Below are 20,959 nucleotides of genomic sequence, written 5' to 3'. Positions count from 1 at the left end.
CTAAATACTCCTTTTATATGGTGTGCTCAAAAGCGTATCGGCAGTTCATTCGGCCGTCTGAGGACAGTGCCGTTGATCCAGTCTAGTGTCTCCGGTGACTGGCTAAGTTCGAGACCCGGCAGTTCTTCTATCAAGGTTGCCAGTACGATGGAAATCTCTAGGCGCGCCAGGGCAGGCCCCATGCAGCCGTGGATCCCATGACCGAACTGGATATGTTTAGCTTTGTCTTGCCGCTGGGGATTGATTAAAAGCGGTGAGGTGAAGACTGACGGATCTCGGTTGGCTAGAAATACATTTGCGTAGACGCAGGTACCTGCGGGAATTTCCCCACGGCTGGTTTCTACAGTACATGTGGTGATCCGGGGAAATGTCGATAGCCTGCCGATTGGAATAAGTCGGATGAGTTCTTCGATTAGCGTAGGTATCAGTTCCCGGTTGTTTTTAGCGTAATCCCATAGGGATGGCGCACAAAGTAGCGTGTAGATAGACTTGGTCATTACACATAGGGCATTGTGGTCGCCACCCAAGAGAATACCCGATAGGACTCCGACGAACTCTTCGTCGCTCAGAGGGTCACGAATACTTGAACGATGGTTGACATACTGCTGGATGAAACCATCAGGTTCAGCATTTCGGCGCCCCTGTACGAAATCCATCAAATAATTGGAACTTGCCTTAACAGCCACTTCGATACCAGCAATATCGTCTGCTGGAGCCGTTTGGATGATCTGGCTCCAGGGGCGAAAAATTTCGCGATCCTGCAAAGGGATTCCTAAGATGTTACAGACTGTTGACGAGGTTAGGTCTTCGAGCACGGAAGCGAACAGATCAGCAGGCAATTGTTCACTACGCATAAGTTGAATGTTTTTGCGCGTGGTCTGCTGAACGTGCTGTCTAAGATTTTCTACACTGCGTTTGCTGAAGGTGCGGGTAACTGTTGCACGTGAGCGCATATGAGCTGGGTTGTCGAGATTAAGTAAGAGCTCCGGCTGGGTTGGGCCAGGCAAGAAGGTTGGGCCGCCCTCAACGTTGCACAATGTTCTGCTAATGCTGGGGTCGGCAAGGAACTTCCGGCAATCGTCATAGGTGGTCAGATGTGTTGCAATATGTCCACTTGGAAGTTGTATTTGCTGAATATCATGATTGCTTTCGATGACCTGGTAGTAAGGCACTGCATCCAAGTTGGGAATATCTGTGACATGGGGATAGTTGTTAGAGTTCATGGTTTTTACCTACCTGGTTAGTAGCCTGCGGCGAGTTGAGCAACAGGCGAACTGCGTCTCGAGTCTCAATGTTGTCGACGAAATGAATAGCTTGCCAACCAACCGAACGTGCAGCTTCGCAGTTCTCTTCTACATCATCGATCAGCACACAGCTTTCGCGGGGGAGCCCCAGGCACTCAGCAGCTAGAACGAATATACGCGGATCGGGTTTACGAAGGCCGACCTTACAGGAGTCAACGATACAATCGGCAACGCTGTCCAGTCCGACCATTCGTCTCCACGATGCTTCCCACTCGACAACATTATTAGTGAGGATGGCAGCCTTGATCCCTTTGCTCTTGACTTCATGGAATAAGTTAAACATGTGTATGTTGACTTCGTGGCCTGCGAACCACTGTTCGCCGTGGTTATCGAAATCACAGCGGCTGATGTTTATGTCTGGATAAAGCTTTTTGAGTGCTTCACTCATCGCCCGCCCCCATTCCACTTGGGTCATCAGGGCTAGTTCAATAGGTGCCTGGAACTGAACACCTAACGGATGAGCGACTTCGTGCATGGCTGCTTCCATCTGTTGGCGACTGATCCCGGTTTTACCTTCGTAGACTCGATAGAGCTCGTCGATAGATGGAGATAACACACCACCGAAGTCGAACCAGATTGCCTGAATGTTCATGCGTTTTTTCCTTGTGTTTGAGGTTGATCCAGATCCAAAGGGGGAATGAGCTGGGTGTTGCTCAGGGATATATGAGCAACTCCAATGGAGAGCCCAACCCCGAAACCGCAGGTAACTAGGTTGTCGCGGCATAACTGCTGTGCATGTGGTGCTGTTGAGAGCAATACAGGGATCGAGGACGGGCCGGTATTGCCGGTTTCTGCCACTTGCCAAGGAATACGTTCTTGGGCGATACCGAGTTTTTTTCCCAGATACTGCAACATAAAAGCATTGGCTTGATGTAGGAGAAAGAATGGTACGCTGTTGGCATCGATCTGGAGCTCCTCCAGGAAGCCGAGTATGGCTGCAGGCACTTTCTCCAAGGCGAAATTCATCACTTGTGCCCCGTCCATAAACAAGCTGCCGATCTCGGCGCTGCAGGAACTTTCTACCAGATAATTCAGTGGGGTATTCAGATACGCAGCCCCTTTTCCATCGGTGCTAAACGAAAAACTGAAGCTGTGTGAGCCCGCTTCTACTAAGGTGGCACTAGCCGCATCACCAAAGACCATTCTTACGTGATGGTGATGGGGCCTTAGTAGCTTGCTGATAACGTCACTGGTGCACAATAGAACTCTTCGACAGCCACCAGCCGAAACCAACATGGCTGCCTGATAAAGACCGTAAACGTAACCAGAGCAACCGAAGTTAAGATCGAAGGCGGCGATGTTTTTCTTCAACCTCAGACGAGCCGCCAACAGAGCACTACTTGCTGGCATTAGTGAGTCAGGGGTTTGGGTCACTAAAACCAGTGCATCGATGCTATTGGGATCAATATCCGCATTACTGAACAGATTATGTGTCGCAGCCGCAGCAAGATCGACGCTGGTCAGATCACCAGCTATTCGAACGCTGTTGATACCGGTGCTTTTAGTTATACGCGCACACTCCCTTGCACCGAACAAGGCAGAGAAGTCATCAAGTGTTAGCCTCCGGGTGGGTAGGGCAGAAGATACCGCACGGATGGAAAGACCATGAAGGATGGAGATCATCGTAAACACTCACATAGGTTCAGGCATACTGCGGGAAATAGCCTCGTATAATTCGCCGAGGGTTTGCACTTCGTCGAGAATATCTGGGGATAATGTTAAGCCGGACTGATCGTTCAATATGCCTAGTAGAGTGATTTTTGTCAGGGAGTCCCAGTTAACTAGTGCTTGCAGTAGGAGTGCGTCGTCGAGTTTCGATTCGTGCAGTTCAAGAAGTGCAGCTAATTCTTTTTTAAGGGCGAGTTTGTCCATGTTTATATCTCCTGATAAGTTAAACCATTGGTATAGCCAAGTTTTAGAGTCCACCCAGATAAATGATCTGGCCGGTGATGAAGTTACTTTGGGCTGATAGGAAGAAATCGATAACGTGATTAACATCGTCGAAGGTTCCGTAACGTTTTATGGATTGCCGTTCGATCAGGGACTTCATTTTTGCCGCAGGGATAGCCCGAGTTAGATCGGTGTCGATCGGTGTTGGTCCCACAGCATTGACTGTTATCCTGTAGCTGGCAAGCTCTTTGGCCATCACTGTGGTTAGTGTTTCAACGGCAGCTTTTGATGCTGCGTATAGCGCTTCTCCTTCAAGCTTGAGAGGCTTGGCTACGGTGGATAAATTAACGATTCTTCCCTGTTTATTACCTTTCATCAGCTTGGCTGCTTCACGACTAAGTAGGAAAGTACCTAGAAAATTAGTCTGAACGAGCAGTTTGGCCGTGCTATAAGGTGTGAGCAGAGAGTGGTTCATACTGGCAATACCGGCGTTGTTGATCAAATTGTCCAGGTATTCGTATTGCTGGCGTACTTTGCTAATCATCTCTAACACGGAGGCTTCATTTGCGACATCTACTATAAAGTGTTCATAACCGGGAATTTCAAGATCGCTTGGTTGCCTGCTGCAACCGATGACACGATGTCCGAGGGATAGGTAGTGTTGTGCGAGGTGTCTGCCAATACCCTTGCGTGCGCCAGTGATCAGTGTGATCGGTTTAAATTGCATGGTTAGCCTCAGCACAGCGCTTGCTGATATAATTGGCGAATGAGCCTACTGTAGCGAATGGACTATTTGCTGCGGACATGGCACTGTCATTCACTAGAATAATACTGATGCCGAGTTGTTTTTCCAACATGGCTTCCACATCCACAACGATAGATACCAAGCTTATCGAGTCGAGATAGCCTTTAAGACCATAGAGGGAAGTTTCCTCGCCAGTTGCCAGGTCTATAGGATGAGCTAGGCTATTGTTCTCATGTTCGATTGCGGTGTAGATGATTTTTAGAATATGTGACTTCATAGGGCGTTTCCTTATTATTAACTCAATAAATTGATACAGCGGTGCAGAAGTTGCATTTCTTTCAGGTGGAAATAACGAGCATCTATTACTGATGTATCGAATTCGAGCGTTGCCAATATTTTGTTCCTCTGTCTGAAGTGGATGTTGACGGTAAATCGAAAGTTGATCGGGCCGGAACGTTTTAAAATGACTGGAATACATAGGATTTCTGTCTGAACGGGAAGCATCAAATCATGGTAAGTAACGTTCATCCTGTTTGTGAGAAAGTTGACTTTCTTGCGAGCCAATGGATTGACGTAAAATTGTTCTGCGGTGGCAATAGCCATTTGCCTGGCTGCTTCGACGATCATCATTCCCGAGATATGTTGACCAGTCAGATGATCACTAAGCTCTGCGTTGATATCGTCTATCATCAAAGCGGAAGAATAGGTGCCGTTGCCATTATCGAACACTTTCGAAATAGCAACATTATAGTTTTCATGTTTGTGCGTTTCTCTCAATGATGCTCTTTGTGGTCTCTGTTCCGGTACCAAATCAACATGTATCTGTTTTAGCTGTGATGAGCCATATAAATGGGTAAGTTGTTCATCGTTGAGACCTTGACCAATGTACAGCGTCAAAGGTGAACGATATGAATGAGCAATGGACTCTGCTGTTGCGGCTGAGATAAACATATCACTGTTGCATTGTTCCTTTATTCTGTTACCTACTATCACATAATGTTTTCTGAGCGTAGAGTCGTTTTCTATACAGGTATTGGTACTAGAAAATAGGGAGGTTAGGTCTTTTGAGGCTAAAGCTATTCTTTCCATTTTTCATCTCTGTAGGTTGTTGTTTATTTAGTGGTTCTTGATGTGTTTGTAATGTTTTTAGGAATGCATTTTTGGTTATATTATATTCGTCATGTGAATAATGAATCATGATTATCATTCTGTTATGTATCGATTTAAGAGTCAGTCTTAGTGGTTGTATTCTCACTATGACGGCTAGGTTTTTTAATTTTAAGTTGGATTTTAATCTTACTTTTTTAAGTATATTTCATAATGAATGATGTCATTTGAGATTTTTTTTCCAAAGAGTAATAACTATAAGTTGGGTGTTATAGATTTGATATCACTATATTATGGGATGAGGAGGAAGACAGACCTGCCCCCAGGATTAGATACAACCTTCAGTTAGTAATGTCGGTTGGTTTTTCTTCATATTTCCTGTTTCGCCAGTCCGTTGCGAATTCAGCTGGTGTCTGGTAATCCAGCGATGAATGGGGACGGCACTCGTTATAATCCTGCCGCCAGTCATTAATCGTTTTCCGGGCATGAATAATATCCCTGAACCAGTGTTCATTCAGGCACTCATCGCGAAAGCGTCCGTTAAAACTCTCAATAAATCCGTTCTGCGTTGGCTTACCTGGCTGGATAAGCCGTAGTTCCACACCATGCTCAAAGGCCCATTGATCGAGCGCGCGACAGGTAAATTCCGGGCCCTGATCGGTTCTTATTGTCGTCGGATAGCCCCGAAACAACGCGATGCTGTCCAGAATACGCGTGACCTGAACACCTGAAATACCGAAAGCAGTGGTGATCGTCAGACACTCCTTCGTGAAATCATCCACATAGGTCAGGCACTTGATCCTGCGACCGTTGGCCAGTGCGTCCATAACAAAATCCATCGACCATGTAAGGTTCGGCGCATCCGGGCGCAGAAGCGGAAACCGTTCGGTCGCCAGCCCTTTACGGCGTCGTCTGCATTTTACGCTCAGTCCATTAAGGTGGTAAATACGGTATACCCGCTTGTGATTGACGTGAAGGCCCTCCCTACGCAGCAACTGCCAGATGCGCCGATAACCAAAACGTCTGCGTTCAAGCGCTAACTCAGTAATACGCCCTGATAAATGTGCATCAGCAGCCGGACGCTGAGCCTCATAACGGCAGGTCGACAGGGACAAACCTGTAAGCCTGCAGGCACGACGTTGCGACAGACCGGTCGCATCACACATCAACACCACGGCTTCCCGCTTCTGGCCTGTCGTCAGTACTTTTGCCCCAGAGCCACCTGAAGCGCCTCCTTATCCAGCATGGCTTCGGCAAGCAGCTTCTTGAGCCTGGCGTTCTCTTCCTCAAGCGACTTCAGGCGCTTAACCTCGGGCACCTCCATACCGCCATACTTCTTACGCCAGGTGTAAAAGGTGGCGTCGGAAATGGCGTGCTTACGGCAGAGCTCACGGGCAGAAACCCCGGCTTCAGCCTCGCGGAGGATACTGATGATCTGTTCGTCGGAAAAACGCTTCTTCATGGGCATGTCCTCATGTGGCTTATGAAGACATTACTAACATCGCGGTGTATTAATCAACGGGGAGCAGGTCATGACGTTTGATGATTATGTGCATGCGTATATTCTCCCGTAGGGAGGAATGTCAAAATGTAAGGTGAGAAGAAGTGGGGAAATGAGTAGTGTAGATGCCTTACAGTTATTAGGGCTTTTTTTGGGGGGAGGTGTAACATGCTAAATAAGACTATGGCTGCCATTAGTGTAGTCCAGAAGATCAAGACCCGGCAAAGCCGATGCGGGTTGAAGCCGTCTCCCTGTGGAACGATCATTAATATGCCGAGTGCGTAGCCTAGTTGGGAAGCTGTGGCTATCCAACTGACTTCAGTAACCTTATCCTCATGGTATCGGCAAATACAGGAAGCAGTGCTTTGTTGAAATAAACGTTTGTGACGGACAGGCCACAAATCAAGGCCAGCCCTGTCAGAATTAAAGGAGAAAGTTCGATGCTTGATTTAGAAGCCATACTCGTCTCAGCCCCTGTCTGTGTCAGATGTGGGCGGAGTTTTTCTTTGTACTTGTGAAACGGTAATTGTATGAGAGTGGCCCAGAAAGAAGAATGCTGCACCAGCTGATATGATGGTAAAAATGATCAGCATTAGCAGTAGATTACAGAATCCTTCCTGATAAGCGGCAATGACAAGCGTATGGTCTAGGTTTTGAGAGAGGCTCATATCTCCCATGACCAAGCGTTGGACCAGCTCGCCATTATCATTTTGCGGTTGTAGGTGAATAAGTCTGTTATTGACTAGGGTAGTTAGCATGGCAATGGAGATTGCAAGTGCAATACCTTCGCCAGCGACACGAGTGGTGTTAAAAACTCCAGCAGCCATGCCCGCTTGTTCTTTGGGTACTATGCTTACCGCTAGCCCATCCATCAGCCCCCAGGGAAAACCTGTTCCGATGCCGATGATCAGCATGGCCAAAATCAACTGCAGGTGATCGCCAATGGGTACTCGACTGAGGATATACAGTCCTGTGGCTGCCAGCAGAAAACCGACGCCAGAAAGGGTTCCAGCAGAGATCCAGCGGGTTAACCATGCGGCTAGTAACGGTACTACCAGTATCGGTGTTGAAAGTGCCAGCATGACCAGACCACTTTGCATGGGGGAAATACCTTCAACTCCTATTAGCCTGAATGGCAGCAGAACTATCAGGACGATGTAGCAATAGCAGGTTCCTAAAGGAAGTATCTGGACACCGATGAAACGTGGGTGCATGAGCAGGCTGAGTTCGAGCATCGGCTCCTTTGAGCGTAGCTCAATAACTACGAATGCTATCAGGCAAGCCAGTGCGCTGATAAATAATCCCAAGATCAACGAGGACTTCCATCCAGTTTGTGGTGAGAGGATGATTGCGGTGGTGAAAAGCACGAGCATCGCTGAAAAACTCGCCAAACCGGGAAGGTCCAGTTTCTTAGCCTGCGGATCCTTGCTTTCGTGCATTTGTGAAACGGCGGCGATCAGCGCTGTTGCGGCGAGTATTGCGGTGGTAATGAAGATCGAGCGCCAGCCGAACTGTTCAATCAGCGCACCAGCAATCATTGGGCCAAATGCCAGGCCTAGGCCAAAGGTCGTTCCCAGCAGGCTAAAGGCTCGGGTTCTATCGTATCCTTCAAACTCTTGCGCCAGAGCGGCCGAACCGCTAGCAAGTGTAGCAGCAGCAGCTACCCCCTGAACGGTCCGCAATATATCAAGCCAGACAATACTGGTGGTAATCGCCAGAAGTAAGCTGACGATGAGGAATAGCAGAAGGCCCCTGGTGAATAAGCGTTTACGTCCGTAAATGTCTGAAAGTGTTCCGGCGGCCATGAGTAGGCTTCCGAAGCTTAACATGAACGCGTTGGTTACCCATGCTTGGGCAGATGGGCTAGCATTGAAAACCTTACTTATGGTTGGGGTAGCGACGGCACCCCCGGTGAAGCTCAGCGGTAATACCAGAGCGGCTAGGCAAATAGCGCCTAGAACGTAGTAACGGCCTTTGGAATTGTTACCCATTGCGTAATCCCTCATTTTTATAGCAATCTGGGAAACTAAATCTATAGAGGTCGTAATGTTGAATAAATGGGTTAAAACTCCTCTTATAATGAACAAAAAGGTCTTAATCATATGGAGAGTCTCACCAGCATCCTATCGTTTGTGAAAGCGGCAGAATCGTTGAGCTTTGTCTCTGCCGCACGCGCTATAGGCATTTCCGCAACGGCGGTAGGAAAGAATGTTGCGAGGCTTGAAGGGTCTCTTAACGTCCGCTTGTTTCAGCGTAGTACTCGTAAGGTTAGCCTTACTGTGGAAGGGGAAATGTTCTACGAACGATGCCGGAAAATCCTTGATGATCTGCAGGAAGCTGAAGCCATGCTTTCGCATGCGGTTCAGGCTCCCCGAGGTCGTTTACGGGTCAGTCTTCCTACAATCGGGTACCGTTTTCTGTTACCAATGATGCCTAACTTTCGCAAAGCCTACCCAGAAGTTGAGTTAGAGTTGGATTTCAACGATCAACTCGTTGATCTTATCGATGATGGTTTTGATGTGGTGATACGAAGCGGTGACCTTGTGGACTCGCGGCTGATGTCGCGTAGGCTTGGGCCTTTTCGTTTTGTTCTTTGTGCTGCCCCTGATTATCTGAAACGTAAAGGACGACCAGGGAAGTTGTCCGATCTTGAGTTGCACGATTGTCTTCGTTACCGTTTTGTCACGACAGGTAAAATCATGGACTGGACATTAACAGCAGACCCGGAAATAACCCGGTTGCGCCTAAACTCATCCCTGACATTGAATAACATGGAGGCAATGCTGATGGCGACCATTGACGGACATGGCATTGCTTACATGCCTGATTTTCTGGTTAAAGACATGTTGGCTAGAGGTGAGCTAGAAACGTTATTTGATGCTTATACTAAGGACCAGGGGGTTTTTTGGGCGGTCTGGCCCTCTAGCCGGCATCTATCACCAAAGATTCGGGTATTTGTTGATTATATTTGCAGTCAACTATTCAAGAATGGATAAGTGGCTGCGATCCACCGATCCACCGATCCACAGTTTCGCTGCGTAGGGGGGGCATTCTAATCAATTGATTATCATGTAAAAAATATGGTTTCCTCTACAATTTCAACAGCATTACCACTTTGTTCTCTTAAAGGCTACAAAAAATGAGCGACCGATTAAGCGGTATCTCGGTATTGGTCAGCGTGGTGGAGGCGGGCAGCTTTGCGCTGGCGGCCAACAGGCTGCATCTTTCCCGTTCGGCGGTGGGTAAAACTATCGCCCGGCTGGAACAACGGCTGGGCGTGCGGTTGTTTCACCGCACCACCCGCAGCCTGAATCTGACTGACGATGGCGCGCTGTTCTATGAGCGTTGTTTACGGGCGTTGGAGGAGATCCGCGTCGCAGAGAACCTGCTGGAAAGCGGTAAGCGGCAGGTCAGTGGTCGGTTGCGGGTCTCGATGCCAGTGCTGATTGGCCGCCTGTGTATCGCGCCGGTGCTTACCGCGTTGGCGCGTGAGCATCCAGGATTGGAACTCGATCTGTCATTCAGCGATCGGGTGGTGGATGTGGCCGAGGAAGGATTCGATCTGGCGGTGCGTAACGGCCCATTGCCAGACAGTGCCGGGCTGGTGGCTAGAAGGCTAGGGGATAACCGTATGACCCTATGCGCCTCGCCGGATTATCTGGCTCGCTGTGGTGCCCCAGACAGCATTGAGGAACTGCCCCAGCACGATGCCATCGCTTATCGCTACGCCGCAATGATACGTAGCTGGTTGATCCCGCAGGCAGACGGAACAATGCGAGAAGTGATGCCTAAACCCCGTTTGTTGATGGACGATCTGCAGGCGATTGCCGACGCGGCGGTGGCCGGGTTTGGCATTGCCTGGCTGCCATGCTGGCTAATCCGTGATGCCTTGCTGGAAGGCCGATTGCAGCAGGTATTGGGGGAGGTACCGGGGAAAGACTTTGAGGTGCATGCCGTCTGGCCGCTTACGCCGCATTTACCCTTGAAAGTGCGGCTGGCGGTGGATGCGCTGGTCAGCCACCTGCCCGCGAGGATGGCGCTATAGCCGCGCCTTTCGGCTCAGCAAAAAGAATGCCGCGCCAGCTGAAATAATAGTAAAGAGCGTGAGTATCAACATTAGGGCGCTAAAGCCTTCCTGGTATGCGGCCATTACCAGAGCAGGGTCTAGGTTTTGAGAGAGGCTCATATCCCCCATAACCAGGCGTTGGACAAGCTCGCTATTATTACTCTGCGGTTGCAGACGAAGGAGGCTGCTGTTGACCAGGGTTATGAGCATGGCAATGGAGATCGCAAGAGCCATGCCTTCACCTGCTACACGGGTCGTGTTAAAAACTCCAGCCGCCATGCCCGCTTGTTCTTTGGGCACCACACTTACCGCTAGCCCATCCATCAGTCCCCAGGGAAAACTTGTTCCTATACCGATGATCAGCATGGACAAGATTAGCTGCAGATGATCGCCAATGGGGACGCGACTGAGGATGTACAGCCCTGAGGCTGCCAGCAGAAAACCGACGCCAGAGAGGGTTCCAGCAGTGATCCAACGGGTTAACCAAGCGGCCAGTAATGGCACCACCAGCATTGGCGTCGAAAGTGCCAGCATGACCAGGCCACTTTGGATGGGGGAAACGCCTTCAACGCCGATCAGCCTGAATGGCAGCAGCACTATCAGAACGATGTAGCAATAGCAGGTTCCTAAAGGAAGTATCTGGACACCGATGAAACGTGGGTGCCTGAGCAGGCTGAGTTCGAGCATCGGCTCCTTTGAGCGTAGCTCAATAACCACGAACGCTATCAGGCAAGTCAGCGCGCTGATAAGTATGCCCACGATCAACGATGAACCCCATCCCGCTTGTGGGGCGAGGATGATCCCGGTGGTGAAAAGTACGAGCATCGCTGAAAAACTCGCCAAACCGGGGAGATCCAGCTTTTGAGCCTGCTGATTCTTACTTTCGTGCATCTGTGAAACGGAGGTGATGAGCGCCGTTGCAGCGAGTATTGCGGTGGTAATGAAGATCGAGCGCCAGCCGAACTGTTCAATCAGCGCACCAGCAATCATTGGGCCAAATGCCAAGCCTAGGCCAAAGGTCGTTCCCAGCAGGCTAAAGGCTCGGGTTCTATCGTATCCTTCAAACTCTTGCGCCAAAGCGGCCGAACCGCTAGCGAGCGCTGCTGCAGCGGCTATCCCTTGAACTGCCCGCAATATATCCAGCCAGACAATGCTGGTAGCACTGGCCAGAAGTAAGCTTACGATGAGGAATAGCAGAAGGCCCCAGGTGAATAAGCGTTTACGTCCGTAAATGTCTGAAAGTGTTCCGGCGGCCATAAGTAGGCTACCGAAACTCAACATGAATGCGTTGGTTACCCAGGCTTGGGCAGATGGGCCGGCGTTGAAAACCTTGCTGATGGTTGGGGTAGCGACGGCACCCCCGGTGAAGCTCAGCGGTAATACCAGAGCGGCTAGGCAAATAGCGCCTAGAACGTAGTAACGGCCTTTGGAATTGTTACCCATTGCGTAATCCCTCATTTTTATAGCAATCTGGGAAACTAAATCTATAGAGGTCGTAATGTTGAATAAATGGGTTAAAACTCCTCTTATAATGAACAAAAAGGTCTTAATCATATGGAGAGTCTCACCGGCATCCTCTCGTTCGTGAAAACCGCAGAATCGTTGAGCTTCGTCTCTGCCGCACGTGCCATAGGCATTTCCGCGACGGCGGTTGGAAAGAATGTTGCGAGGCTGGAGGCCTCTCTGAACGTTCGCTTGTTTCAGCGTAGTACCCGTAAGGTTAGCCTCACTGTTGAAGGCGAAATGTTCTACGAACGATGCCGGAAAATCCTTGATGACTTACAGGACGCTGAGGCTATGCTGTCGCATGCGGTTCAAGCTCCCCGAGGTCGCTTGCGGGTCAGTCTGCCCACTATCGGGTACCGCTTTCTGTTACCAATAATGCCTGACTTTCGCAAAGCCTACCCGGAAGTTGAGTTAGAGTTGGATTTCAACGATCAACTTGTTGATCTCATCGATGATGGGTTTGATGTGGTGATACGAAGCGGTGACCTTGTGGACTCGCGGCTGATGTCGCGTAGGCTTGGGCCTTTCCGTTTTGTTCTTTGTGCCGCCCCTGCTTATCTGCAACGTAAAGGGCGACCTGAGAAATTGCCCGATCTGGAGTTGCACGATTGCCTTCGTTACCGTTTTGTCACGACAGGTAAAATCATGGACTGGACATTAACGGCAGACCCCGAAATAACCCGGTTGCGCCTAAATTCTTCCCTGACGTTGAATAACATGGAGGCAATGCTGATGGCGACCATTGACGGGTATGGCATTGCTTACATGCCTGATTTTTTAGTCAAGGAGGCGTTGGCCATGGGCGATCTTGAGACGTTGCTTGATGCTCACACCAAGGAGCAAGGGCTCTTTTGGGCGCTCTGGCCTTCAAGTCGGCATCTATCACCAAAGATCCGCGTATTTGTAGATTTTATCTGCGCCCAACTTTATAAGCAGGTGTAAGAGGCATCTTGATATTGGTTACCGTGGCGGTGGGCAAAACCGCCACCCGATTCAGGAAGCGCGTTTTTTACGCCAAACGACCAGCATCACGCCCAGCAGCCCAACGACCAACAGCACCATCGGCAGGATCATCAGCCCGGCCATCACCTGATCTTCGTGGCGTTTCACCAGTGGGATTTGGCTAAAGGCATAGCCTAGCGTGACTACCGAGCCTACCCACAGCAAGCCGCTGAGCCAGTTAAAGATTTGAAAACGGGCGCTATTGAGGCCCGAGATACCGGCCATGGTAGGCAACAGGGTGCGTACAAACGCCAGGAAACGGCCAATCAGCAAAGCGACCAAGCCGTGGCGGTTAAACAGCATGTGCGCACGCTGGTGGTATTGCGCTGGTAGCTGTAGCAACCAGCCTTTCACCACCGAGGTATGGCCAAGCCATCGCCCTTGCAGATAGCTGAGCCAACAGCCAAGGCTGGCGGCGACCGTCAGAATAATCAGCGTGGGGATAAAGTTCATCACGCCTTTGGCGATCAAGGCACCGGCCAACAGCAGTAAGCTATCTCCGGGCAGGAAGGAAGCGGGCAACAAACCGTTTTCCAAAAACAAGGTGGTAAAAAGGACGGCATAAACCACCCAAATCACGCTGGGATCGGCAAGTGCAGTAAAGTCTTGCGTCCACAGTGCGTGAACAATTTCTCTTAATACATCCATTCTTTATCCTGGGGTGCCTGGGCTGACTTTCTATAGGCTACCGTGCTGTTATAGCCATGCTCACCGGTAAATATAGGCCACACACGGCGGTGAGGCCCTTGAGCACCATATAGTGTACCGCTATTAGCTTAAGCGGACATTAAACAGAGCATAGAAAATGTGGTAAAGGCCGTAAAACTCGGAAAAAGTACAGGCGACCGTCGGTATGGCCAAGTAAAAACGCCGTAAAACCTTGTACCTTGCTGTGTGATTTTATCTAGCCCTTACGTAGGGGAATGCATGCCTCGCTTGCAGACGTTTTCCCGCAGTGATGGCTGAGCTATTCACACCGTTTGAGGCCTGTTGGGGTAAAAAGCAGCATTTTGAGTGATGATTTTGTTAGCATTATGGGGGGGCAATGTTATGCCAAACGACGCGCAAACCCTGATAGTGACTGGGGTTGTATCATTTTTTGCTCGTCGATGCGTAATTCTTCAAATAATAATGATAACTACTATCAATCCCTGATTGGTTTGATATGATCGCACGCTGAATTCTTCCTTCAATGTTGAAATGGGTGGAGGCACAGCGTGAAAACGGCTGGCAAAATGACAAATCAAAGTGCTCAGGGCGCAGGCCGTGGGCAATGGGGCGCATTGGGGCGCAGTGTGATCGCCTCACTGGTATTGGTGGTGGGGTTGGCGGGCAACGCTCAGGCGGCACCGGCCACTGCACCAGCAGTCGCTGAAAGCGTTGGCGCGGCAACGACACCGGCCACACCAACAGCGGTAACCCCAGTGGCGGGTACCCCGGAAAATATCACCCCGGTTAATCCTGAACCGACCATCCAACCGCCTGAAACGCGCGGCATGGACCTTTCCGTCTGGGGCATGTATCAGCACGCCGACATCGTGGTGAAAATCGTGATGATTGGCTTGGTGCTGGCGTCAATTGTCACCTGGACCATTCTGTTTGCCAAAGGCAGCGAGCTGTTTCGTTCCAAGCGCCGTCTGCGCCGTGAGCAGTTGGCGCTGGCCGACGTGCGTTCGCTGGACGATGCCTCCGAACTGGCGCAAGATTTCTCACAAGAGAGCATCACTGCGGTGCTGCTGCAAGACGCGCAGAACGAACTGGAACTGTCGGCGGCCTCTAACGACAATAACGGTATTAAAGAGCGTACCGGTTTCCGTCTGGAACGCCGTGTAGCGGCCTACGGGCGTCAGTTGGGGCGCGGCAATGGCTTCCTGGCCACCATCGGCGCCATTTCACCGTTTGTCGGCCTGTTTGGTACCGTATGGGGCATCATGAACAGCTTTATCGGCATTGCCCATTCGCAAACCACTAACCTGGCGGTCGTTGCCCCGGGGATTGCGGAAGCCTTGCTGGCCACTGCGCTCGGTCTGGTTGCAGCAATCCCTGCGGTAGTGATCTACAACATCTTTGCTCGTGTCATCGGCGGCCACCGTGCTCAGGTGGGCGATGTGGCGGCACAGGTGCTGCTGCTGTTGGGCCGCGATCTGGATCTGGCGGCCTCGGCCGATGCCAAACGTTCGCAGCATGCGCACCAACTGCGGGTGGGGTGAGTTATGGCGATGCGCTTAAATGAAGATCTGGACGACAGCGGCGAACTGCATGAAATCAACGTGACGCCGTTTATCGACGTCATGCTGGTGCTGTTGATCATCTTTATGGTGGCTGCGCCGCTGGCAACGGTAGATATTCGTGTCGATCTGCCAGCTTCTTCCGCTAAACCGCAGCCGCGTCCGGAAAAACCGGTGTTCCTGTCGGTGAAGGCAGACAAGCAGCTGTACGTGGGCGATGAGCCGGTGACGGCGGAACAGCTGACGGCGGTGCTGGATCAACGTACGCAGGCGAATAAAGAAACCACCATCTTTTTCCAGGCGGACAAGACCGTAGATTATGAAACGCTGATGAGCGTGATGGATACGCTACGCAAAGCCGGCTACCTGAAAGTGGGGCTGGTGGGAATGGAAGGTGTGGCCAAGTAACGCTTAACACCGCTGTTAAAAACATCTGAAGGGGCTGTTTAGCCCCTTTGTCTTATCTAGATACCAACCTGAAAATTCCTACGCTACTCAGTGATTGCGCTTCAATAGCCTGAATGGTGCCTGTGGTATTCCGGCATTGAACATTTCTTGCAGAAATTCTGGCATGTTACAATTGATAATGATACTCTTTATCAATTGAGTGTATTCAAGAATGGTATAGAGAATAATTAGTATTAATTGCAAAATTTGGGGGCGTGATGCGGGAAGGGGAAAGCGGTATCGCTGAGCGAAAACTGTTTATGACATTAGCTGTTGGGCTATGTCCCTTGTTTTTACTTTTCTGTTACTTTAAATTAAACCCAACTGCCCAACTATTTGAACTTGGCGTTGAGATAACTAAAATTCACCCGATAAATATATCCTCTGATAATATTTTATTAAGTTCAGTCTTAGGATTGTATTGCAAGTTAGCGTTATTTTTTGCCTTTTACTTTGTCATTAAATACAGAAGTCATCTAAGGCTTAAGCTTAGTGGTGTCGGTTTGTATTCGATAATAGTCAGATTTTTTCTCTTCTCTATCGTTTACGCTATATATATTTATATGTTTATTTTTTGCTCACTTGATGTATCACATGGAAACAGACTGCTTAAATTCTTATCTTCTAATGATTATTTTCTTTTTGTCTATTACGTGATTACTTTTACTGGGATATATTTATTTACTTCACTTTTCCTATGGTTTTTGGTGAGGTTCCCATCAGAGTACGCAACCCGACGATAAGAGTGCCGGGCTTTATATCAATTTAATAACTCTATGATTTTATTGTTCAGTGTTTCGGCAAGTGACGCGTCAATAAAAGATGACGCAATGCTAATTACCAGGATGGCGGCTATTACTGGTAATACAGACATTGAAAATAAAGAGAGTATTCCAGTCACTATTGCCAAGGCAACACTAGACGCTACCCCACTCAACACCATGCCCTCAACCTCTAACATCAGTGGCTTCCAATTCCCAGATTCGTAGCCCTCTATACTTTTTTCGCGTATTTTCTCAGCCTTAATCACCAGATCTGCGACTTTAAAGAATCGGCCAAAATTACTGAGCTTGTTTGCCATGTCGTTAACATTCGTATACCTCCAGGCATGAATAATAGCATCTCTGTCTCCTTTGTTGATTTTCATACCAGGGGTTGACATAATTTTATTTAAAGATGCCATTGCATCATTAAAGTTTCTTATTCTCTTTCCTTGGAAATTTTTAATGTTATTGGCAATTTCATCAGCAGCAAGTTGGTAATTTTTACCCAAACGTTTACTGATCCCTTCTGCTGAGCTGGAAACAATGGTAGAAATGTTTAGCAAAAACGCTTTTTCTGCTTTGGCCTTTGCCTCCTTTTGTTTTTTAAGTGCCTCTTTAAATGTGCCCTTATTCATTCCACCAAATTGAGCAAATCGAGTCATGTATACTTTTTTGGCTAAAGGCATATTACCTTTGCTCAATGCACTTCTGAGCTCTTTATAATCTTTTCCATTCTTTATATAGGGACAGTTTTTCTGTCCGCAGCGCAGGCAAATATTATTGTCTAATAACTCCTTGGTTTGGTCAGATACTGAGTTATCTCCTGCAGGCCAAACAATCATTAGATCGCCAGAGTCAATACCTGTTGTAGGCCAACCCCCAAGCGCCACCGTCCCATGCTAGTCCCGGTTCTGGAGCTACTCCATTATTCCAACTGTAGGGATCGTAGCCAACAATTTCATCAATCATATGAGTTCCTCTTCTTGTTCACAATTAGGTTGAGCTCTGTATATGTGTTTATATACAGTATTGAGAATGATATTCGTTTCCAGTGAGCAACTCAGTGAATGATAATGATTCTCAGTTGTGCCGTAACTGACACAAAACTGACAAGTGTTGGCTTTGCCAGCTATCCTCGCTGCTCCCTGATGTGCCGCCTGTTGCATAACCCTCGATAGCCATATTTGCCATTCTTCCGCTTAAAAAATAACCCGCCAGAAGTATGGAGAAATTGTGAATTTACGCTTTCCTGCGTTTAAGTGGTAATAATTATCATTACAATTCGCAATTACAAAAATGGTTACAATTATTATTATCTACTTTAAATAAAAGGGATTATTACGATGGTTATACCTAACAACAGCAGACTGCGACCTTGTGCGATCTTGTTGGCGGGGCTTTTCAGTAGCGGTGGGATGGCGGCAGAGGAGGTGCCAGCAGAAGACAGCGAGACCATGGTGGTGCGTGCCACCGCGGCGGAAGAACTGAAACAACAGCCCGGGGTTTCGATTATCACCGCCGAGGATATACGCAAAACGCCACCGGTCAACGACCTCTCCGACATTATCCGCAGAATGCCAGGCGTCAACCTTACCGGCAACAGCGCTAGCGGTAGCCGAGGTAATAATCGGCAGATTGATATAAGGGGAATGGGGCCGGAAAACACCTTGATCCTGATCGACGGTGTCCCGGCAACCTCACGTGATTCAGTGCGTTATAGTTGGCGTGGCGAAAGGGATACTCGTGGCGATACCAACTGGGTACCCGCAGAAATGGTTGAACGCATTGAGGTGTTACGTGGCCCGGCGGCAGCCCGCTATGGTTCGGGTGCAGCTGGCGGAGTAGTTAATATCATTACCAAACGCCCAACCAAAGATTGGCATGGCACGCTTTCGCTGTTTACCAACCAGCCTGAAAACAGCAAGGAAGGGGCGACCAACCGCGCCAACTTCAGTTTAAGCGGCCCGCTGGTCAGTGACGTGCTGACCATGCGCCTGTTCGGTAACCTCAATAAAACCGATGCCGATGCCTATGACATCAACACCCAGCAGAACGGTTCCTATGCCGCAGGGCGTGAAGGCGTCAGAAACAAAGATATCAATGCCTCACTCTCCTGGAGAATAGACCCGCAGCAGATCCTCGACTTTGACTATGCCTACAGCCGCCAAGGCAATATCTACGCGGGCGATACCCAATACAGCAATGGCAATCTCAGCCCAGGCGGTCTGGTGGCTTCGCTGTACGGCCAGGAAACTAACCGCCTGTATCGTCAGAGCTACGGCATTACCCATAATGGCATCTGGGACTGGGGCCAATCCCGGCTGAACTTTAACTATGAGAAAACCAACAATACCCGTCTGGCGGAGGGCACAACTGGCCGCATCGAGGGGATGATCAACGACGATACTTACAACACCAGCCGGCTGGAGAATTATCGCACCGGCGGTGAGCTGAATATCCCGCTGGATCTGCTGTTTGAGCAGAACGTCACGCTGGGTGCCGAGTGGAACCGTGAAAAGCTCAACGATCCGGCATCCATGCAGATGACCGACTCCAGTGGCATCATCATCGGCGGCGTCTCTGGCGATCCCTCCGAGCGCAGCGCTAAAAATAGCGCCGACATCAGTTCACTTTATTTTGAGGATAACATCGAGCCGCTGGCGGGAACCTTTGTGATCCCTGGGCTGCGCTTCGACTATCACAATAAATATGGCGCTAACTGGAGCCCAAGCCTGAACATTTCGCAGGAGCTTGGCGAGTATTTCAAACTGAAGGCCGGTATTGCCCGAGCCTTTAAAGCGCCAAACCTATACCAGTCCAGCGAAGGCTATCTGTTATCCACCCGTGGTAACGGGTGCCCGAAGGACATAGTTTCAGGCAGCTGCTATCTGCTGGGGAATAACGATCTGGATCCGGAAACCAGCGTTAACAAAGAGATCGGCCTGGAATTTACCTGGGCAGGTTACGATGCAGGCATCACCTATTTCCGCAACGACTATAAAAACAAGATCGTGGCGGGCACCGAGATTGTTGGCTATGCCTCTAACGGTTACAACATCTTGCGTTGGGAAAACGGCGGTAAAGCGCTGGTCGAAGGGTTGGAGGGTAACCTGGTGGTGCCATTGGTTGAGGACATGCTCACCTGGCGCACCAACGCGACCTATATGATCACCTCCGAAAACAAGGATACCGGTAATCCTCTGTCGGTGATCCCCAAGTATACGGTGAATACCCTGCTGGATTATCAGGTCACCGATAAGCTCTCCACCAACCTGAATTGGACGATGTATGGTCGGCAAAAGCCGCGCGAATATGCGGAGATCCGTAACGAAGCCGGCACGCTTTCCACTCAGGAAGTCGGGGCTTATTCGGTGGTGGGCATTGGCGTCAATTACGATCTGATGAAGGATCTGAGCCTGAAAACCGGCGTCACCAACCTGTTCGACAAGCAGATCTACCGTGAAAATGAAGGGGCTTCGACCTACAACGAACCGGGCCGGGCCTATTACGCGGGCCTGACCCTGTCGTTCTAATCGCTGCTGGTATGACGTATCCCCTCTGGTGAGGGGATACCATTAGCCACGAGCATGTGCCGCAGCGCGAGAGATTTGCTCATCGGAAGGACGCACGCCGGTGTACAACACAAACTGCTCCAAAGCCTGTAAAGCGATCACTTCTGCACCGGTCACCACCTGCAAACCCTGCTCCCGTGCATAGCGGATCAGCGGGGTTTCTGCTGGCAGTGCAACCACGTCGAAAGCGATCTTGGCAGCCTGAATGGTGGCTGGTTCAAAGGCCAACTGCTTGGCTTCGCTACCGCCCGCCATGCCGATCGGCGTGACGTTAATCACCATCTCAACCTGTAAATCGCCCACTTCTGGCAGCCACTGATAACCATACTGCGCTGCCAGCGCCTGGCCCGCCTGTGGGTTGCGCGCAATGATATGGCCGTTCTTGAACCCTGCATCGCGCAGGGCGGCGGTCACCGCTTTGGCCATACCGCCGCTACCACGCAGGGCAAACGAGGTGGCCGGGGGGATCTGGTATTTCGCCAGCAGTTTGGCGATGGCGATATAGTCGGTGTTATAGGCCCGCAGGAAGCCGTCGTCGTTGACGATGGTATTGACTGACTCAATGGCCGTGGCCGATGCATCCAGCTCATCAAGGAACGGAATACAGCTCTCCTTGAACGGCATGGAAACCGCACAGCCGCGAATACCCAAAGCGCGCACGCCGCCGACCGCTGCCTGAATATCTTTGGTGGTGAACGCCTTGTAGATGAAGTTCAGATCCAGTTCCTGATACAGATAGTTGTGGAAACGGGTGCCGAAATTGCCTGGCCGACCGGCCAGTGACATACACAGCTGCGTATCTTTGTTGATTTCACGACTCATAGCAG

At 49.8% G+C, this 20,959-nt stretch carries 20 protein-coding genes; 7 read left to right on the top strand and 13 right to left on the bottom strand.

Translation table 11 applies throughout. From position 1 onward, the window contains the following. Positions 1–26: 26 nt before the first annotated feature. From KGP21_RS24655 to KGP21_RS24615, 9 genes are all read right to left on the bottom strand, one after another. On the bottom strand, positions 27–1,223 hold the full coding sequence (locus tag KGP21_RS24655) for a cytochrome P450 (protein WP_059201821.1): 1,197 nt from the start codon (positions 1,221–1,223) through the stop codon (positions 27–29). Beyond that, positions 1,213–1,896, bottom strand: coding sequence for an HAD family phosphatase (locus KGP21_RS24650; RefSeq protein WP_223536405.1), 684 nt, complete (start codon positions 1,894–1,896; stop codon positions 1,213–1,215). Before KGP21_RS24650 ends, KGP21_RS24655 begins: the two co-directional genes overlap by 11 nt. Next, positions 1,893–2,927 carry a 3-oxoacyl-ACP synthase III family protein gene (locus tag KGP21_RS24645; RefSeq protein WP_223538545.1) on the bottom strand — a complete coding sequence of 345 codons (1,035 nt, stop codon included), beginning with the start codon at positions 2,925–2,927 and terminating at the stop codon, positions 1,893–1,895. The genes KGP21_RS24650 and KGP21_RS24645 overlap by 4 nt, the downstream gene beginning before the upstream one ends. A 9-nt stretch (positions 2,928–2,936) precedes the next feature. After that, positions 2,937–3,176, bottom strand: coding sequence for a phosphopantetheine-binding protein (locus tag KGP21_RS24640; RefSeq protein WP_223536403.1), 240 nt, complete (start codon positions 3,174–3,176; stop codon positions 2,937–2,939). Positions 3,177–3,219: 43 nt separating this feature from the next. Continuing rightward, complete coding sequence (locus KGP21_RS24635; protein WP_059201817.1) at positions 3,220–3,921, bottom strand: SDR family NAD(P)-dependent oxidoreductase; 702 nt, start codon at positions 3,919–3,921, stop codon at positions 3,220–3,222. Next, positions 3,911–4,216, bottom strand: coding sequence for a hypothetical protein (locus KGP21_RS24630; protein WP_223536400.1), 306 nt, complete (start codon positions 4,214–4,216; stop codon positions 3,911–3,913). Before KGP21_RS24630 ends, KGP21_RS24635 begins: the two co-directional genes overlap by 11 nt. A 17-nt stretch (positions 4,217–4,233) precedes the next feature. Then, positions 4,234–5,028 (bottom strand): AfsA-related hotdog domain-containing protein, encoded by a 795-nt coding sequence (locus KGP21_RS24625; protein ID WP_223536398.1) that lies wholly within the window; start codon positions 5,026–5,028, stop codon positions 4,234–4,236. Between the two features lie 359 nt (positions 5,029–5,387). Then, positions 5,388–6,508, bottom strand: a protein-coding gene (locus KGP21_RS24620) for an IS3 family transposase (RefSeq protein ID WP_223536395.1) whose coding sequence is annotated in 2 segments (ribosomal slippage) — positions 5,388–6,256 and positions 6,256–6,508 — 1,122 coding nt in all. Because the reading frame shifts where the segments join, the coding sequence is not laid out codon by codon here. Positions 6,509–7,014: 506 nt separating this feature from the next. Next, positions 7,015–8,649 (bottom strand): MFS transporter, encoded by a 1,635-nt coding sequence (locus KGP21_RS24615; RefSeq protein ID WP_223536392.1) that lies wholly within the window; start codon positions 8,647–8,649, stop codon positions 7,015–7,017. On the opposite strand from KGP21_RS24615, the gene KGP21_RS24610 reads away from it, so the two are divergent. Then, positions 8,650–9,543, top strand: a complete 894-nt coding sequence (locus KGP21_RS24610; protein WP_223536389.1) for a LysR family transcriptional regulator — start codon at positions 8,650–8,652, stop codon at positions 9,541–9,543. Positions 9,544–9,686: 143 nt separating this feature from the next. Next, positions 9,687–10,592: a LysR family transcriptional regulator gene (locus tag KGP21_RS24605; protein WP_179248494.1), complete on the top strand. Its 906-nt coding sequence runs from the start codon at positions 9,687–9,689 to the stop codon at positions 10,590–10,592. On the opposite strand, the gene KGP21_RS24600 is transcribed toward KGP21_RS24605, so the two are convergent. After that, positions 10,587–12,167: an MFS transporter gene (locus tag KGP21_RS24600; protein ID WP_223500401.1), complete on the bottom strand. Its 1,581-nt coding sequence runs from the start codon at positions 12,165–12,167 to the stop codon at positions 10,587–10,589. The genes KGP21_RS24605 and KGP21_RS24600 overlap by 6 nt on opposite strands. On the opposite strand from KGP21_RS24600, the gene KGP21_RS24595 reads away from it, so the two are divergent. Next, positions 12,168–13,061, top strand: a complete 894-nt coding sequence (locus tag KGP21_RS24595) for a LysR family transcriptional regulator (RefSeq protein WP_021806838.1) — start codon at positions 12,168–12,170, stop codon at positions 13,059–13,061. Positions 13,062–13,112: 51 nt separating this feature from the next. Here KGP21_RS24595 and KGP21_RS24590 read toward each other — a convergent pair whose 3' ends face one another. Beyond that, positions 13,113–13,769 carry a DedA family protein gene (locus KGP21_RS24590; protein WP_021806837.1) on the bottom strand — a complete coding sequence of 219 codons (657 nt, stop codon included), beginning with the start codon at positions 13,767–13,769 and terminating at the stop codon, positions 13,113–13,115. Positions 13,770–14,338: 569 nt separating this feature from the next. Between KGP21_RS24590 and exbB the strand changes: the two genes are divergently transcribed. From exbB to cui, 3 genes are all read left to right on the top strand, one after another. Next, the gene (gene exbB, locus KGP21_RS24585) at positions 14,339–15,331 is read left to right on the top strand and encodes a tol-pal system-associated acyl-CoA thioesterase (RefSeq protein ID WP_081050685.1); all 993 of its coding nucleotides are present in this window, start codon (positions 14,339–14,341) and stop codon (positions 15,329–15,331) included. Between the two features lie 3 nt (positions 15,332–15,334). Beyond that, positions 15,335–15,757 carry a TonB system transport protein ExbD gene (gene exbD / locus KGP21_RS24580; protein WP_021179543.1) on the top strand — a complete coding sequence of 141 codons (423 nt, stop codon included), beginning with the start codon at positions 15,335–15,337 and terminating at the stop codon, positions 15,755–15,757. Positions 15,758–16,014: 257 nt separating this feature from the next. After that, positions 16,015–16,539 (top strand): colicin immunity protein Cui, encoded by a 525-nt coding sequence (cui, locus tag KGP21_RS29815; protein WP_218520282.1) that lies wholly within the window; start codon positions 16,015–16,017, stop codon positions 16,537–16,539. Between the two features lie 17 nt (positions 16,540–16,556). Here the strand turns inward: cui and KGP21_RS24570 are convergent, their stop codons facing one another. Continuing rightward, positions 16,557–17,402 carry a colicin-like pore-forming protein gene (locus KGP21_RS24570; protein ID WP_223500399.1) on the bottom strand — a complete coding sequence of 282 codons (846 nt, stop codon included), beginning with the start codon at positions 17,400–17,402 and terminating at the stop codon, positions 16,557–16,559. A 501-nt stretch (positions 17,403–17,903) separates the two neighbouring features. Between KGP21_RS24570 and KGP21_RS24565 the strand changes: the two genes are divergently transcribed. Further along, a complete protein-coding gene (locus KGP21_RS24565) occupies positions 17,904–20,093 on the top strand; it encodes a TonB-dependent siderophore receptor (RefSeq protein WP_223500397.1) in 2,190 nt (729 codons plus the stop codon). A 42-nt stretch (positions 20,094–20,135) separates the two neighbouring features. Here the strand turns inward: KGP21_RS24565 and KGP21_RS24560 are convergent, their stop codons facing one another. Beyond that, positions 20,136–20,954 carry a shikimate 5-dehydrogenase gene (locus tag KGP21_RS24560; RefSeq protein ID WP_223500396.1) on the bottom strand — a complete coding sequence of 273 codons (819 nt, stop codon included), beginning with the start codon at positions 20,952–20,954 and terminating at the stop codon, positions 20,136–20,138. Positions 20,955–20,959: the final 5 nt, after the last annotated feature.

This window comes from Serratia sp. JSRIV004, assembly GCF_019968705.1.
GTDB classification, from domain to species: Bacteria; Pseudomonadota; Gammaproteobacteria; order Enterobacterales; family Enterobacteriaceae; genus Chania; species Chania fonticola_B.
The sequence above is the reverse complement of the archived record's forward strand: the minus strand, read 5'-3'. Positions and strand labels throughout refer to the sequence as shown.

Excerpts from the sequence above, each read along its gene's own strand:
- KGP21_RS24630 (WP_223536400.1), bottom strand. The coding sequence starts at position 4,216 with ATGAAGTCACATATTCTAAAAATCATCTACACCGCAATCGAACATGAG.
- KGP21_RS24610 (WP_223536389.1), top strand. The coding sequence starts at position 8,650 with ATGGAGAGTCTCACCAGCATCCTATCGTTTGTGAAAGCGGCAGAATCG.
- KGP21_RS24605 (WP_179248494.1), top strand. The coding sequence starts at position 9,687 with ATGAGCGACCGATTAAGCGGTATCTCGGTATTGGTCAGCGTGGTGGAG.
- KGP21_RS24570 (WP_223500399.1), bottom strand. The coding sequence starts at position 17,402 with ATGATTGTTTGGCCTGCAGGAGATAACTCAGTATCTGACCAAACCAAG.
- KGP21_RS24595 (WP_021806838.1), top strand. The coding sequence starts at position 12,168 with ATGGAGAGTCTCACCGGCATCCTCTCGTTCGTGAAAACCGCAGAATCG.
- KGP21_RS24645 (WP_223538545.1), bottom strand. The coding sequence starts at position 2,927 with ATGATCTCCATCCTTCATGGTCTTTCCATCCGTGCGGTATCTTCTGCC.
- KGP21_RS24590 (WP_021806837.1), bottom strand. The coding sequence starts at position 13,769 with ATGGATGTATTAAGAGAAATTGTTCACGCACTGTGGACGCAAGACTTT.
- KGP21_RS24625 (WP_223536398.1), bottom strand. The coding sequence starts at position 5,028 with ATGGAAAGAATAGCTTTAGCCTCAAAAGACCTAACCTCCCTATTTTCT.
- KGP21_RS24560 (WP_223500396.1), bottom strand. The coding sequence starts at position 20,954 with ATGAGTCGTGAAATCAACAAAGATACGCAGCTGTGTATGTCACTGGCC.
- exbD (WP_021179543.1), top strand. The coding sequence starts at position 15,335 with ATGGCGATGCGCTTAAATGAAGATCTGGACGACAGCGGCGAACTGCAT.
- KGP21_RS24600 (WP_223500401.1), bottom strand. The coding sequence starts at position 12,167 with ATGATTAAGACCTTTTTGTTCATTATAAGAGGAGTTTTAACCCATTTA.
- cui (WP_218520282.1), top strand. The coding sequence starts at position 16,015 with ATGCGGGAAGGGGAAAGCGGTATCGCTGAGCGAAAACTGTTTATGACA.
- KGP21_RS24615 (WP_223536392.1), bottom strand. The coding sequence starts at position 8,649 with ATGATTAAGACCTTTTTGTTCATTATAAGAGGAGTTTTAACCCATTTA.
- KGP21_RS24565 (WP_223500397.1), top strand. The coding sequence starts at position 17,904 with ATGGTTATACCTAACAACAGCAGACTGCGACCTTGTGCGATCTTGTTG.
- KGP21_RS24655 (WP_059201821.1), bottom strand. The coding sequence starts at position 1,223 with ATGAACTCTAACAACTATCCCCATGTCACAGATATTCCCAACTTGGAT.
- KGP21_RS24650 (WP_223536405.1), bottom strand. The coding sequence starts at position 1,896 with ATGAACATTCAGGCAATCTGGTTCGACTTCGGTGGTGTGTTATCTCCA.
- KGP21_RS24640 (WP_223536403.1), bottom strand. The coding sequence starts at position 3,176 with ATGGACAAACTCGCCCTTAAAAAAGAATTAGCTGCACTTCTTGAACTG.
- KGP21_RS24635 (WP_059201817.1), bottom strand. The coding sequence starts at position 3,921 with ATGCAATTTAAACCGATCACACTGATCACTGGCGCACGCAAGGGTATT.